Below are 11,957 nucleotides of genomic sequence, written 5' to 3' on the forward strand. Positions count from 1 at the left end.
AAAACATGGCAGCGATTCCTACTCCATTGCTTGTAAGGGTTTAGCATGGCTATCAGTGTTTTTGATCTATTCAAGGTCGGTATCGGCCCTTCCAGCTCCCATACCGTCGGCCCCATGCGGGCAGCGGCGACCTTCGCCCAAGCCCTCAGCGACCAGCAAGTGCTCACCGAAACCCGACGGGTAGAAGTGCGTCTGTACGGCTCGCTGTCCGCCACTGGCGTTGGCCATGCCACCGACCGCGCCTGCGTGATGGGGCTGATGGGCGAATGGCCGGACCGTGTCGATCCCACCTCGATCAACACACGTATCCAGCAATTGCGCGAGTCCGGCCGCTTATTGCTGGCCGGCACCCAGGACATTGCCTTCAACTGGCGTACCGATCTCCTGCTACTCGACGAAAGCCTGCCCTACCACCCCAACGCCATGTCCCTGCACGCCTATGGCGACAGCGGCCTGCTCAGCGAGCAAACGTACTACTCGGTGGGTGGCGGTTTCATCATCGAAGCGGCTGAGGCGGCGTCAGGCATCGCGCCGACCAGCGATGTGCAGTTGCCCTACGACTTTTCCAGCGCCGTCGAACTGCTGGCCTTGTGCAACAAGCACGGCCTGCGCGTCTCCGAACTGATGATGGCCAATGAACGCGCGTGGCGCAGCGACGAAGAAATCCGCAGCGGCCTGCTGCATATCTGGTCGGTGATGCGCGAATGCGTGGAGCAAGGCCTGCGCGATGAAGGCATTTTGCCTGGTGGCCTGGATGTGCCACGCCGTGCTGCGAAACTGCACCGCAGCCTGTTGGAAATCGGCAAACCCAACGTCATCACCTCGACCTTGTCGGCCATGGAATGGGTCAACCTGTTCGCCCTCGCCGTCAACGAAGAGAATGCCGCCGGCGGACGCATGGTCACGGCCCCCACCAACGGCGCGGCGGGGATCATCCCGGCGGTGCTGCATTACTACATGAAGTTCAACGCCGACGCGTCCGACGACGATGTGGTCAATTTCTTCCTGGCTGCCGCCGCCGTCGGCATCCTGTGTAAGAAAAACGCCTCAATCTCCGGCGCCGAAGTCGGCTGCCAGGGCGAAGTCGGCTCGGCCTGCGCCATGGCCGCCGCTGGCCTCGCCGACATCCTCGGCGCCACACCCGAGCAACTGGAAAATGCCGCCGAAATCGGCCTGGAACACAACCTCGGCCTGACCTGCGACCCGGTCGGCGGCCTGGTGCAAGTGCCGTGCATCGAGCGCAACGCCATCGCGGCGGTCAAGGCCATCAACGCCACGCAAATGGCCCTGCGCGGCGATGGCAAACACTTCATCTCCCTCGACCGCGTGATCCGCACCATGCGCGATACCGGCGCCGACATGCATGACAAATACAAAGAAACTTCACGGGGCGGCCTGGCCGTGAGCTGGGTGGAGTGCTGAGGAGCACCCCCTGACCGCCCCAACGTGAGCCCGCGCAAAAATAATAACGAGGCAATAACGATGACCGATGTACGTACACCTGCTGCCGAAAATCCTGTTGAAGTAGAAAATACCGTAACCACCGGCTGGACCAAACACGACACCACCTGGATGCTTGGCCTCTACGGCACCGCCATCGGCGCGGGCACCCTGTTCCTGCCGATCAACGCCGGCGTCGGCGGTTTTTGGCCGCTGATCGTGCTGGCGCTGCTGGCCTTCCCGATGACCTTCTTCGCCCACCGTGGGCTGACGCGCTTTGTGCTGTCAGGCAAATCCGGCGACATCACCGAAGTGGTCGAAGAACACTTCGGCGTCGGCGCAGGCAAGCTGATCACCTTGCTGTATTTCTTCGCGATCTTCCCGATTTTGCTGGTGTACAGCGTGGCGCTGACCAATACCCTGGGCAGTTTCATGGAGCACCAGTTGCACATGACGCCGCCGCCACGGGCAATTCTGTCGCTGGTGCTGATCCTCGGTCTGATGGCCATCGTGCGCTGCGGCCAGGGCGTGATCGTCAAGGCCATGAGCGTGCTGGTGTACCCGTTCGTCGCCGCCCTGCTGTTACTGGCATTGAGCCTGATCCCCAACTGGAACGGCGCATTTTTCGCCTCCGCCAGCGAAGGCATGCCGCTGCCCATCTTCTTCAAAACCCTGTGGCTGGCGATCCCGGTGATGGTGTTCTCGTTCAACCACTCGCCGATCATCTCCGCGTTCGCCGTCGACCAGAAACGCGTGTACGGCCCGCAGGCCGAGCGCAAAAGCAGCGGCATCCTCGCCACCGCCCACGGCATGATGGTGCTGACGGTGATGTTCTTCTGCTTCAGTTGCGTACTGGCACTGTCGCCGGCGGACCTGGCGGCGGCCAAGGCCCAGAACATTTCCATCCTGTCGTACCTGGCCAACCACTTTCAGACGCCCGTGATTGCCTACGCCGCGCCACTGATTGCACTGGTGGCCATCACCAAATCCTTCCTCGGCCACTACATCGGCGCCAGCGAAGGCTTCCAGGGCTTGATCGTCAAATCCCTGCGCGGGCGTAACCGCTCCATGTCGGCCAAGTGGCTGGAACGCAGCACCGCACTGTTCATGGTGCTGACCTGCTGGGCCGTGGCCACCTTTAACCCAAGCATCCTGGGCATGATCGAAACCCTGGGCGGGCCGATCATCGCGTGCCTGCTGTTCCTGATGCCGATGTACGCGATCCGCCGCGTGCCAGCTTTGCGCCAGTATTCGGGCCAAGTGTCGAATGTGTTTGTGGTGGTGATCGGGTTGATTGCGCTGTCTGCGATCGTTTTCTCCGTACTGCCCTGAAATAGCCCACGGACTCAGCACAACCCAAATCAAATGTGGGAAGGGGCTTGCCCCCGATAGCAGTCTTTCAGCCAAGCATCTATTGGCTGACACACCGCTATCGGGAGCAAGCCCCTTCCTACATTGCGTGTACGGCACGCCCCTTGCTGTACAGCTTTTGAGGGAAACGGACTTTGGCCGGTGGTCAGGAGACGCGAACTAATCCCGATACCGGTCGTCAATGACTGCATGTTCTTATCAGGCGGTAACGCACCATGGACAATCCTTTTCAGATCATCACCGACACCTTTACCCCAACCTACCGGGTCAACCTGAGTATCCAACGGCTGGACGGCAGCATCATGCTCACCCTCTCGAATGAGGATGGCGTGGTCGCCAAACGCATGATCAGCGCCGAACAACGCAACGACCCGCAACGACTCAAACGCCTGGTGCAGAGCATCCAGTTCGGCATCGCCATCGAGCAGGGCCACAGCGCCATGGAGATCCTGGCGGTGATGACGGATGGCGATCACCAATTGTTGCAACGACCGCCCACCCGCACCCTGCCCTTCAGCGTCGGGCTTTAAAGCTCGCCCTTCTCGGTTTCCAGGCTCGTCTGGCCCTTGCGGCGCGGGCCTTCGACCTTCACCGACGGGAACGCCGACGAAGCGTAGCGCACCACCAGAATCGCGAACGCCAACAGCAAAATCCCACCGCACAGGTAGATGATGCCTACGTCCGGCGGGTTGTGATGGGATACGTTGGAGATCAACAGACGGGTCAGCGCAGTGATCGCCACGTAGATCAGGAAGCGTACGGGCATGTGGTTGGTCTTGAAGTAAATCCCGACCATGGCGCCCAATTCCAGGTAGATGAACAGCAGCAAGATGTCATCGATCTTGATGTGTCCGTTCTCCAGCATCCCCAGAAACTCCATCACCGCCGCCCAGGCGGTTACTGCACCAATGGCGAACAGCGCCAGGTAGTGGAACGACTCCACGAACAGATTGCCCAGCGACTCAGCCAGCCCATGGACTTGCAGACGCAGCTTTTCGGCCCAGTTGATTTTCACGAGGGTACTTCCTTAGGTCGACTCGACCGGATAATGCGGGTTGGACGTGACGGTTGTTCTGCATGCAGAAAAAAGGCCAGCACTGGCATGAGATGATGGCGGGGTGACATGAGGCACGCCAAACCTGTATTTACGGGCTACATTAAAAAACTGCTACCCAAACCCCACGGTTTGGCTTACCCTTTTCGCTGTATATAAATACAGTAGTCGCAAAAGACAACTATCGTGAAGGCATGTGAGGTGGTGAATGGCCGTCGAAGTGGTATACCGCAGCAGCCGAGATCTGGAGCGTTTGTTCATGGATAAAGCCGAAGCTGACCGTCATGACAAAATGCTTGAACTCGCTGAGTTGCTGGCAGAAGTGTTGCAAAAAGCCGTGCCGTCCCTGAGCGAGCAGCAGGTGGAAGAAGCCGGGATCTACATGGCGAAGAATCGCGATGTGTTTGCCAAGGCCTTCAAGAGCCAGCCGGACGCGTTGTCCGAGTTGCTCAACGCAGCGGCGGAATAAAGCCCGAATTGAACAGGCCCTGAATCATTGGTTCAGGGCCTTTTTAATGCGTGCTCATCCATAGAGCAGGCGTTCGGCCAGTTCATCCGCCACCCGTGCCGGGGAGCGTTTTTCGGCTTGGGCGTGGGCGTAGATTTCGGTCAGGCGCTTGCCGATGTTGGACAGGTGCGCGGTGATGGTCGGCAGTTCGGCACCGCTGTGCTTGAGGGCGACGTAGATCAGGCCGCCGGAGTTGATCACGTAGTCGGGGGCGTAGAGGATGCCGCGCCCTTCCAGTTGGTCGGCCACTTGCAGGTTGGTCAGTTGCGCACTGGCGGACCCGGCCACGGCGGCACAGCGCAGTTGGCCCACGCTCGTGCGGTTGAACACCGCGCCCAGGCCGCAGGGCGCAAGGATGTCACAGGGGGTGCTGAGCAACGCGTCATTGGCGATGGGGTGCGCGCCCAGTTGTTCCATGGCCAGTTGCACCTTGCCGTGATCGATGTCGCTGACCAGCAATTCGGCACCGGCGGCGTGCAGTTGTTCGGCCAGTGCATAACCGACGTTGCCCAGGCCCTGGACTGCCACGCGCAGCCCTTCGAGGTTGTCGCTGCCCAGGCGGGCCATGGCGGTGGTGCGAATGCCGGCGAACACGCCCATGGCCGCATGGGGCGAAGGGTCTCCAGCGGCGGTGGTGCTGGTGACGAAACAGGTGTGTTGGGCGATGCAATCCATGTCGGCCACCGAGGTGCCGCTGTCGATAGCAGTGATGTAGCGCCCATTGAGTTGCTCGACACAACGTCCAAACGCTTCAAACAACGCAGCCCGGTTTTCCACATGGGCGGGACGCAGGATTACCGCCGTGCCACCGCCTACCGGCAGCCCGGCCAAGGCCGCCTTGTAGCTCATGCCTTGGGCCAAGCGCGCGGCATCGGCCACGGCGCTTTCGTCGTCGGGGTAGGCGATATAACGACAGCCGCCCAAGGCAGGCCCCAGGCGGCTGTTGTGAATGGCGATGACCGCCTTGAGCCCCGTCACCGGGTCGACGCTCAGGTGCAGCGATTCAAGGCGGGTGCTGTGCATGAGAGCAAACATCGTCAAGCTCCCGAATCACTTCTGGTGTCGCCAAGTATAGGCTGGCGGCAGAAAACTGCCGAAGTGCACTGGAATAAGCCGCCCGATTTTGCAGGGCTTGCGACATAAGAACGTGGGATATTTCTTAAGCCACTAGACGAACATTCTCAGCAAGGCTAAAACGGGGGCATCCGCCGGAGAACGCAATGAAGCCCCGCCAAGCCTTTTTCGCCTGCCTGCAACGTTCGCCGCCGGCGCTGTTCGAAGCAGCGCTGTGGATCGCCGCCGAGCACGACCCGGCGGTGCAGCCGCTGGAGATCCTGCAGAACCTGGCCTTACTGCAACAACAGGTCAGCCTGAGCATGCCCATGCTGCCGGCAGATGAACTGGGTCAACCACTGCTGCGGCGCATGAATGACCTGGGGTTTGCCCAGGATGACTTCACCCCGCTGCGCCCTGCCGCCGCACTGCTGGACAAGGTGCTACAGCGCAAACGCGGGCAACCCCTGGCCATGGGGTTAATTGCCATGGAGCTTGCGCGACGCCTGGAGATACCGATGGTTGGCGTGAACTTCCCCGGGCACTTCCTGCTGCGGGTGCCCGGTGCCGATCACTTGCTGGACCCGTGCGGCGGGCGGCGCCTGTACCCCAACGATTGCCGTGAACTGCTGCAACGCCAGTACGGGCCCAACCTCAAGTTGCAGGCCGACCACCTGCACACCGCCGACGCGCGTTCTATCCTGCAACGACTGTCGCGCAACCTGCGCCAGTTGCACCTCGCCAACGACAACCCGCTGGCAGCCCTGGTGGACGCCGAGCGCGTATTGGAACTGGGCAGCGCCAATGCCGCCGACTACTTGGCACGGGCCAGCCTGTATCAACGCCTGGACTGCCCGAACGCCGAGCGTTTTGACCTGGAACACGCGCTGATGCTCAGTGAAGATCCGATCCAACGCCTGCGCCTGACCGAGCGGCTAGGGCACTTGCCGCCCAATTCAGTGGTGCACTAGCCCTCAGGCGCCTTGAGAATATCGCCAGGCAGCGCGCTCTTCGGCACATCCCCCCCTGGTGATCGGACCTGAATAATCAACAATGCCGCCATCACCGCCGGTATCGCGCAGAAGAAAAAAATCTGCTGCACCGGAATATGCATCGCTAGCAGCATGCTGCCAAACAACGGCCCCAGGATCGAACCAAAGCGCCCGACACCGAGTGCCCAACCGGTACCGGTGGCACGCACATGCGCCGGGTAAAAGTTGCTGGCGAAAGCATTGAGGGTCAATTGTCCCCCGATGATGCAGAACCCGGCCGCAAACACACAGGCCACCAGATAGTGCGAATTGTCGTGGTTCAGCCCCAGCAAAACGGTGCACACCGCAGCCGCCGCCAACACACCAGACAGCAGGCGTACCTTGCTTTTGAGCCGGTCGGCAAACCAGGCCATGCCGATCGCGCCCAAGGTGCCGGCAAACAGGAACATCGACGTCACCAAATTGGCCTGATTCAGCGCCAGGCCACTTTCCAGCAACAGCGACGGCAGCCAACTGATCATGAAATACAGCAAGATCAGACTGACAAAGAAGGTCGCCCAGATCAGCAGCGTCGGACGTGCATAGCCATGGCGGAACAGCTCGACCACCGTCAGCTTGCTGCCCTGCGCTTGAAGGTGTTCTGCCTCGTTCGCCGGCGGCGGTTGCCAGTCGGGCAGCATGCGCGAGGTCACGTTGCGCAATCGCCGATAAGGCGGTGCATCGCGCAACAGGCGCGGCAACGATTCAGGCAGCAGCCACACCAGGAACGGAAACAACAGCAACGGTGTGACGCCACCGGCCAGGAACACCGCTTGCCAGCCGAAGCTGTCGATAAACCCCGCCGCCACAAACCCACCCGCCGCACCGCCGAACGAGAACCCGCACGCCGCCAAGGTCACCATCAGAGTGCGCAGGCGCGGCGGCGAATATTCCGACATCAACGCCATGGCGCTGGGCATCGCGCCGCCCATGCCGATGCCGCAGATAAATCGTGCAGCCATCAGGGAGGTCAGTGAGTGGGCGAACACCATCAGCAGAGTCAGGCAGGCATAGATCAACACGCAGCCCAGCAAGATGCGCCGTACGCCAAATCGGTCAGCCAAAGGCGTCACCAGCAGCGAGCCTAATGTGAGCCCCAGCAGGTTGGCGCTGAACACCGGGCCGAACGCAGCTTTTTCCAATCCCCAATCCGACGCCAAAGCCGGCACTACATAGCCCAGCACCTGAGCATCGTAGCCATCGGTCACCAGCAGCAACGCCAGCAACAGGAGGATCAACCACTGATAGCGCGACACCGGACGGGCGTCGAGTGCCGCGCGAAAGCTGGCAATCTGATTGTGCATCGCAAGGTACCTGTTTATTTTTATTGGTAGGTGACGCATATCCACGGCGGGAGGGGCGGTGCAAGCCTTGAGCGTTATGGGGTGTCAGGTTGGTTGGCGGGGTGGGCCTGAATGAACGCCGGATGCTGCGCCGCCAATGCCGCCACCCGGCCAATGCGCGGATACGCAGCCAACGGCACTTTGAAGCGCTCCGCCGCGTACAGCTGGGGAATCAGAAACGTATCCGCCAGCCCAGGCTGTTCGCCAAAACAAAACCCCGCATCGCCAATCAACTGCTCCACCGCGCCCAGCCCCTGGCTGATCCAGTGACCGATCCATTCCAGCAATTGCGCCTCATCGTGCCCCCACTGCCGCAACAGGTTCTGGGTGCTGGAGTTGTGCAGCGGGTGGATATCACAGCCGATGATCGACGCCACGGCACGCTCATGGGCGCGGGTGGCCAGGTCTTTGGAAAGCAGCGGCGCCTGTGGATAACGTTCGTCCAGGTACTCGATGATCGCCGGCGACTGAATCAACAGTTCGCCGTCATCGGTGCGCAAGGCCGGCACGCGGCCTTGAGGGTTGATTGCCAGGTACTCCGGCTGGCGATTGGCGCCGCCCGCCGGTACCAGCAGGTTCACCGGCACCGCCGTGAAGTCCAGGCCCTTGAGGGCCAAGGCGATACGCACCCGGTACGACGACGTGGAGCGGTAGTAGGTATAGAGTTCCATCACCCTGCCCTCTTAACGCGCTGCGACCACAGTGCCACGGCATTCGCCGAAGCCGATGGAGGCGAAACCTTCCCGGTTGCAGCGGGCGCGCAGGATGATTTCATCACCGTCTTCCAGGAACCTGCGCACTTCGCCGGATGGCAATTCGATGACCTTCTTGCCGCCTTCGGTCATCTCCAGCAGGCTGCCGAACTGCCCTTCCTGCGGCCCGGACAGGGTCCCCGAACCGAACAGATCACCGGCCTGCAACTGGCAGCCGTTGATGCTGTGGTGTGCCACCAGTTGCGCCACAGTCCAGTACATATGCAGGCTGTTGCTCAGGGCCAGGCGCTGGGCCGGCAGGTTCTGTTCGCGCATGGCCGCGGTGGTCAGCAGCACTTCCAGTTCAATGTCCAGAGCACCGGCGGCCTGGTCACGTTTATCCAGCAAGTACGGCAGTGGTTGCGGATCGCCCTCGGGACGGGCCGGTTGCGCCTTGCGGAACGGTTCCAGTGCTTCGGCCGTGACGACCCAAGGCGAAATCGTGGTGATGAAGCTTTTCGACAGGAACGGCCCCAGCGGCTGGTATTCCCAGGCCTGGATGTCCCGCGCAGACCAGTCGTTGAGCAGACAGAAACCGGCAATGTGCTCGGCGGCGTCGCCGATGGCAATCGAGTCGCCCATGGCATTGCCCTGGCCAATCCAGATGCCCAGTTCCAGCTCGTAATCCAACCGCGCGCAAGGGCCGAAGGTCGGTTCGGTCTGGCCGGCGGGCAGGGTCTGGCCCTTGGGGCGACGCACATCGGCACCGGAGGCGCGAATGGTCGAGGCGCGGCCGTGATAACCGATTGGCACGTACTTGTAGTTGGGCAGCAGAGGGTTGTCGGGGCGGAACAGCTTGCCGACGTTCTGCGCGTGCTCGATACCGACGTAGAAGTCGGTGTAGTCATTGATCCGGGCCGGTACATGCATCTGGCAATCGGCGGCACGGTGCAGGACCTGCGCCTCACGCGCTTGCAGCGGGCTGCCCTCGGCAAGCAGTTCCAACAGGCGCTCACGCAGCGCAACACGCGGGCCACGGCCCAGTTCAAAAAACGCATTCAACTGGCCGCCCACGGTCGCTTCAACCGCTCGGCGTGCTTCACCCTCAAATGCTTCCAGAGCGGCATGCAGGTCGAAGATGCAGTCCCCAATCGCCACGCCACTGCGCGGGGCCGAACCGTTGATGCTGAACACGCCCAACGGCAGGTTCTGCAAAGGAAAGTCGCGGTGGCCATTGGCGCAGGCCACCCAGCTTTGGGTAGTAGTGGGCTGAGTCATGGGTTATCTCCGGTTCGGGTTGAAGGTGTTGGGCAGCGAGGCCCAGCACGCGTCATAAGCAGGTTGAAGTTGCGGGCAGTCCAGGGCGAACTGGGTGGGACGCAGCACTTGGCTGGTCTCGAACATGAAGGCCATGGTGTTGTCGATCTTGTGCGGCGCCAACTCGGCGTTGATCGCCTTGGTGCAGGTCTCGCCGTCCGGGCCGTGGGCGCTCATGCAACTGTGCAGCGACGCGCCGCCGGGCAGGAAGCCCTCGGCCTTGGCGTCGTAGGCGCCCTGGATCAGGCCCATGTATTCGTTCATCAGGTTGCGGTGGAACCACGGCGGGCGGAAGGTGTTTTCGGCGACCATCCAGCGCGGCGGGAAGATCACGAAGTCGAGGTTGGCCAGGCCGTGCACGCTGGTGGGCGAGGTCAATACGGTGAAGATCGACGGATCGGGATGATCGAAACTCACGGTGCCGAGGGTGTTGAAGCGGCGCAGGTCGTATTTGTAAGGCACGTTGTTGCCGTGCCAGGCGACCACGTTCAGCGGTGAGTGGTCCAACTCGCAGGCCCACAGCTCACCGAGGAATTTCTGCACCAGGGTTGTAGGCTGTTTCAGGTCTTCGTAGTGGGCAACCGGCGTGAGGAAGTCACGGGGGTTGGCCAGGCCGTTGCTGCCGATAGGTCCAAGGTCCGGCAGGCGCAGCGGCGCGCCGTGGTTTTCCGCGACATAACCGCGTGCTTGCGCATCCAGCAGTTCGACGCGGAATTTGAGACCACGCGGGAGCACGACGATCTCCAACGGCTCCACCTCCAGCACACCGAGTTCGGTGGCGATACGCAAGCGGCCCTGCTCGGGGACAATCAACAGTTCGCCATCGGCATTGAAGAACACGCGCTCCATCGAACGGTTGGCGCGGTAGGTATGAATGCTGATGCCTGAGGGCTTTTCTGACCCGGCGTTCGCCACCATTGCGACGAGGCCGTCGATAAAGTCTGTCGGCTCGCCGGGAATATCCAAAGGGTTCCAGCGCAGGCGATTGGGCGTTACCGCACCCAGAGGGCCACCGGCCAGCTGTCGCTCCAGCTTGACGAACGCCGGGTGATTGGCCGATGGCTGGATGCGGTACAGCCAAGTGCGACGGGCTTCGCTGCGCACCATGGTGAAGGCGGTGCCGGAAAACAGTTCGGTATACAGCCCGTAGGGCGCTTTTTGCGGGGAGTTCTGGCCGACCGGCAAGGCGCCGGGCAGGGCTTCGCTGGCGAATTCATTGCCGAAGCCCGAAAGATATTCGAGGTTCATGGAGCTTCCTCTGGGGTCAGTTGTTTTTATCGTAATCCAGTTACGCATAACGTAATTTGATCACCATCGACCGTCAAGCTATAAAGACGCCCATTCATCTCTCGGATTCTCGCCCTTCCATGGAAAAGCCCCGCGACACCGGTAAACAGAAAGTCCGCTCGGCCGAAGTGGGCACCGACATCCTCAAGGCCCTGGCCGAGTTGTCGCCCGCCACTTCGTTGTCGCGTCTGGCCGAACATGTGCAGATGCCGGCAAGCAAGGTGCATCGTTATTTACAGGCGTTGATCGCTTCGGGTTTTGCCGAACAGAACACCGCCACCAACCATTACGGCCTGGGGCGCGAGGCGCTGCGGGTGGGCCTGGCCGCACTGGGCAGCATGGACGTGCTGAAAGTCGGCGCAATGCCCCTGGCAGAACTGCGCGACGAGTTGAATGAAACCTGCTTTCTGGCGGTATGGGGCAACCAGGGCGCGACGGTGGTGCAGATCGAGCCGGCGGTGCGCGCAGTCACGGTGGTGACGCAATTGGGTTCGGTGTTGCCGCTGCTCAGCTCGTCCACCGGGCTGGTGTTCAGCGCCTTCCTGCCGTCGCGGGAAACCGTCGAGTTGCGTGAGCGTGAAATCCAGGCCGGTCTCGCCCACGCCCTGGCCGACGACCAGGCCTACGCCCTCACCTGCGAGCAGATCCGCAGCCGTGGCCTGCACTTTGTGCATGGCCTGCTGATGCCGGGGGTGGATGCGCTGTCGGCGCCGGTGTTCAACGCGGTTGGGCAAGTGGCGGCGGTGATGACCGTGGTTGGCCCCACCTCGCTGTTCCATGCCGACGAAGATGGCCCGGCGGCGCAGCGCTTGCTGGCGGCGACCCAGGCCGTGAGTTGGCGGATGGGTTATCAGCCCTGAA

At 61.7% G+C, this 11,957-nt stretch carries 12 protein-coding genes; 6 read left to right on the plus strand and 6 right to left on the minus strand.

Annotated elements, in window-relative coordinates; translation table 11 throughout:
- Positions 1–45: 45 nt before the first annotated feature.
- From EJD88_RS12680 to EJD88_RS12690, 3 genes are all read left to right on the plus strand, one after another.
- Complete coding sequence (locus EJD88_RS12680) at positions 46–1,422, plus strand: L-serine ammonia-lyase (RefSeq protein WP_099584983.1); 1,377 nt, start codon at positions 46–48, stop codon at positions 1,420–1,422.
- A gap of 60 nt (positions 1,423–1,482) precedes the next feature.
- The gene (locus EJD88_RS12685; RefSeq protein WP_099584982.1) at positions 1,483–2,772 is read left to right on the plus strand and encodes a serine/threonine transporter; all 1,290 of its coding nucleotides are present in this window, start codon (positions 1,483–1,485) and stop codon (positions 2,770–2,772) included.
- Between the two features lie 254 nt (positions 2,773–3,026).
- Positions 3,027–3,341, plus strand: a complete 315-nt coding sequence (locus EJD88_RS12690; protein ID WP_158878111.1) for a DUF3509 domain-containing protein — start codon at positions 3,027–3,029, stop codon at positions 3,339–3,341.
- Here EJD88_RS12690 and EJD88_RS12695 read toward each other — a convergent pair.
- On the minus strand, positions 3,338–3,826 hold the full coding sequence (locus EJD88_RS12695) for a phosphate-starvation-inducible protein PsiE (protein WP_099584980.1): 489 nt from the start codon (positions 3,824–3,826) through the stop codon (positions 3,338–3,340). The genes EJD88_RS12690 and EJD88_RS12695 overlap by 4 nt on opposite strands.
- Before the next feature lie 247 nt (positions 3,827–4,073).
- On the opposite strand from EJD88_RS12695, the gene EJD88_RS12700 reads away from it, so the two are divergent.
- Positions 4,074–4,334 carry a YebG family protein gene (locus tag EJD88_RS12700; protein ID WP_003171979.1) on the plus strand — a complete coding sequence of 87 codons (261 nt, stop codon included), beginning with the start codon at positions 4,074–4,076 and terminating at the stop codon, positions 4,332–4,334.
- 54 nt (positions 4,335–4,388) lie between these two features.
- On the opposite strand, the gene EJD88_RS12705 is transcribed toward EJD88_RS12700, so the two are convergent.
- Positions 4,389–5,408: a Glu/Leu/Phe/Val dehydrogenase dimerization domain-containing protein gene (locus EJD88_RS12705; protein ID WP_099584979.1), complete on the minus strand. Its 1,020-nt coding sequence runs from the start codon at positions 5,406–5,408 to the stop codon at positions 4,389–4,391.
- 185 nt (positions 5,409–5,593) lie between these two features.
- Between EJD88_RS12705 and EJD88_RS12710 the strand changes: the two genes are divergently transcribed.
- Complete coding sequence (locus tag EJD88_RS12710; RefSeq protein WP_099584978.1) at positions 5,594–6,397, plus strand: SirB1 family protein; 804 nt, start codon at positions 5,594–5,596, stop codon at positions 6,395–6,397.
- Here EJD88_RS12710 and EJD88_RS12715 read toward each other — a convergent pair.
- The 4 genes from EJD88_RS12715 to hmgA form a co-directional block, all read right to left on the minus strand.
- Positions 6,394–7,761: an aromatic acid/H+ symport family MFS transporter gene (locus EJD88_RS12715; RefSeq protein WP_158878112.1), complete on the minus strand. Its 1,368-nt coding sequence runs from the start codon at positions 7,759–7,761 to the stop codon at positions 6,394–6,396. The genes EJD88_RS12710 and EJD88_RS12715 overlap by 4 nt on opposite strands.
- Before the next feature lie 74 nt (positions 7,762–7,835).
- A complete protein-coding gene (maiA, locus tag EJD88_RS12720; protein ID WP_158878113.1) occupies positions 7,836–8,471 on the minus strand; it encodes a maleylacetoacetate isomerase in 636 nt (211 codons plus the stop codon).
- A gap of 12 nt (positions 8,472–8,483) precedes the next feature.
- Positions 8,484–9,770 (minus strand): fumarylacetoacetase, encoded by a 1,287-nt coding sequence (gene fahA / locus EJD88_RS12725; protein ID WP_158878114.1) that lies wholly within the window; start codon positions 9,768–9,770, stop codon positions 8,484–8,486.
- 3 nt (positions 9,771–9,773) lie between these two features.
- A complete protein-coding gene (hmgA, locus tag EJD88_RS12730) occupies positions 9,774–11,057 on the minus strand; it encodes a homogentisate 1,2-dioxygenase (protein ID WP_158878115.1) in 1,284 nt (427 codons plus the stop codon).
- Between the two features lie 119 nt (positions 11,058–11,176).
- Here hmgA and EJD88_RS12735 point away from each other — a divergent pair, with 119 nt between their 5' ends.
- On the plus strand, positions 11,177–11,956 hold the full coding sequence (locus tag EJD88_RS12735; RefSeq protein ID WP_158878116.1) for an IclR family transcriptional regulator: 780 nt from the start codon (positions 11,177–11,179) through the stop codon (positions 11,954–11,956).
- Position 11,957: the final 1 nt, after the last annotated feature.

The organism is Pseudomonas sp. PB105, from assembly GCF_009764655.1.
Classification (GTDB): Bacteria; Pseudomonadota; Gammaproteobacteria; order Pseudomonadales; family Pseudomonadaceae; genus Aquipseudomonas; species Aquipseudomonas cyclaminis.